General features: G+C 63.0%; 2 protein-coding genes and 1 pseudogene. 2 read left to right on the forward strand and 1 reads right to left on the reverse strand.

What is annotated here, in order from left to right:
- Positions 1 to 11 precede the first annotated feature (11 nt).
- Positions 12 to 242: pseudogene (locus EOA29_RS32895) on the reverse strand (LysR family transcriptional regulator); the annotation flags it as partial.
- 151 nt (positions 243 to 393) lie between these two features.
- Here EOA29_RS32895 and EOA29_RS32900 point away from each other — a divergent pair.
- Both EOA29_RS32900 and guaD read left to right on the forward strand, forming a co-directional pair.
- The gene (locus EOA29_RS32900) at positions 394 to 1620 is read left to right on the forward strand and encodes a urate hydroxylase PuuD (RefSeq protein WP_126090628.1); all 1227 of its coding nucleotides are present in this window, start codon (positions 394 to 396) and stop codon (positions 1618 to 1620) included.
- Between the two features lie 2 nt (positions 1621 to 1622).
- The coding region (gene guaD / locus EOA29_RS32905) for a guanine deaminase (protein WP_127222172.1) at positions 1623 to 2501 on the forward strand (879 nt) is incomplete at its 3' end.

Genomic DNA, 2501 nt, shown 5'->3' on the forward strand with positions numbered 1-2501 from the left:
GCTTATGCCCCGGTGATCGCCTCCAGGACCTGCTTGGCGCCGGTGTAGAACACCGTGCCATGCTCGGTCGGCATCAACTGCCTTGTCGTGCGATTGAACAGCCTGACCCCGAGATGCTTCTCCAGTTCCTTGATGCGGTTGGAGGCGACCGCCGGCGAGATGCGCATGTCGCGACCGGCCGCCGAAAGATTGCCGAGCTCGACGACGCGGACGAAGACGGCGATGTTGTCGAGATAGGCCATGCGGCTGTCGTGGCTCTCAAACGGCTCAGTGTGGTGAGCGTAGTATTTTCCATTTTTTTTTGAAAGTCATCGCGGGCCCCGCCTCTTTTCGTTTCGGCGCCAGCCCGTAAAGTCGTGCAACCGGCAGGGACGATTTCCCAGGGGCGACTCGATGATGGATTTTGCGATTTTCTGGGACTGGCTGAGCTTCGCGGTCCGCTGGCTGCATGTCATCACCGGCATCGCCTGGATCGGCTCCTCCTTCTATTTCGTCGCCCTCGATCTCGGGCTTCGCCAGCGTCCCGGCCTGCCCGCCGGCGCCTTCGGCGAGGAATGGCAGGTGCATGGCGGCGGCTTCTACCACATCCAGAAATACCTGGTGGCGCCGGCCGAGATGCCGGAGCACCTGACCTGGTTCAAATGGGAATCCTACGCCACCTGGCTGTCGGGCTTCGCCATGCTCTGCGTGGTCTATTATGCCGGGGCGGATCTCTTCCTGATCGACCCCAACGTGCTCAACGTCTCGGTGCCGGTCGGCATCCTGCTGTCGTTGGCGACAATCGGCGTCGGCTGGATCGTCTACGATCTTCTGTGCCGCTCGCCGCTCGGCAAAAGCGACACCGGGCTGATGCTGGTGCTTTACTGCGTGCTGGTTTTCATCGCCTGGGGCCTCACCCACCTCTTCACCGGCCGCGCCGCCTTCCTGCATCTCGGCGCCATCACCGCCACGATCATGTCGGCCAACGTCTTCATGGTCATCATCCCCAACCAGAAGATCGTCGTCGCCGACCTGATCGCCGACCGCAAGCCGGACCCGAAATACGGCAAGATCGCCAAGCAGCGCTCGCTGCACAACAACTACCTGACCTTGCCGGTCCTGTTCCTGATGCTGTCGAACCACTACCCGCTGGCCTTCGGCACCGAGTTCAACTGGGTCATCGCCTCGCTGGTCTTCATCATCGGCGTGCTGATCCGGCACTATTTCAACACGGTGCATGCAAGGAAGGGCAACCCGACCTGGACCTGGCTCGGCGCCGCCGTGCTGTTCATGATCATCGTCTGGCTCTCGACCGTGCCGAAGGTGCTGACCGGCGAGCCGAAGACCTCTGCCGCATCGGCTGCAGCCCAGGTCTACATGGCTTCGGCCCACTTCGCCGCCGTGCGCGACACCGTGCTCGGCCGCTGCTCGATGTGCCATACCGAGGAGCCGGTCTATGAAGGCATCTACCATGCGCCGAAGGGCGTGATGCTCGACACCGACGCGCGCATCGCCGAGCATGCCCGCGAGATCTATCTGCAGGCCGGCCGGGCGCATGCCATGCCGCCCGCCAACGTCACCCAGACAACCGACCAGGAACGGGCCCTTTTGGTCGCCTGGTTCGAAGGCGCCGGAAAGTAAGCATGACATCGAAACTCCTGCGCGGCCGCACGCTCTCTTTCCTGCGCTGGCCCGAAGCGATAGACGACCATGCCGCCTGGCGCTACGAGGAGGATGGCGCGCTGCTGCTCGACGAAGGCAAGATCGTTGCCGCCGGTCCCTATGCCGAGGTCAAGAAGCGCGCAGGCACCGGCGTCGAGACGATCGACCATCGCCCGCATCTCATCTTGCCTGGGTTCCTCGACGCCCATGTGCATTTTCCGCAGATGCAGGTCATCGCGTCCTACGGCGCCGAACTGCTCGACTGGCTGAACAAATACACTTTTCCCGAAGAGACGAAATTCCGGAACGCGCAGCATGGCCGCCGCATCGCGCGGCTGTTCCTTGATGAAATGCTGCGCCACGGCACGACGACGGTCGCCGCCTACTGCTCGGTGCACAAATCTTCCGCCGAAGCCTTCTTCGCCGAATCCCATGACCGCAACATGCTCAACATCGCCGGCAAGGTGATGATGGACCGCAACGCGCCGGACGGCGTCCTCGACACGCCGCAGACCGGCTATGACGACACCAAGGCGCTGATTGCCGAATGGCACGGCAAGGGCCGCCAGCTCTATGCCGTCACGCCGCGCTTTGCGATCACCTCCTCGCCCGAGCAGATGGAGATGGCCGGCGCGCTCTGCCGCGAGCATCCCGATCTCCACATGCAGACGCATCTGTCCGAAAACCACGCCGAGATCGCCTTCACCCAGGAGCTCTATCCCTGGTCGCGCGACTACACCGATATCTATGAGCATTACGGCCTGCTGGGCGGGAAGAGCCTGTTCGGCCACTGCATTCACCTCTCCGACCGTGAGGCGGATGCGCTTTCGCAGTCGGGTTCTGTGGCGGTGGTCTGCCCG

The sequence above is a fragment of the Mesorhizobium sp. M1E.F.Ca.ET.063.01.1.1 genome, from assembly GCF_003998155.1.
GTDB lineage: Bacteria > Pseudomonadota > Alphaproteobacteria > Rhizobiales > Rhizobiaceae > Mesorhizobium.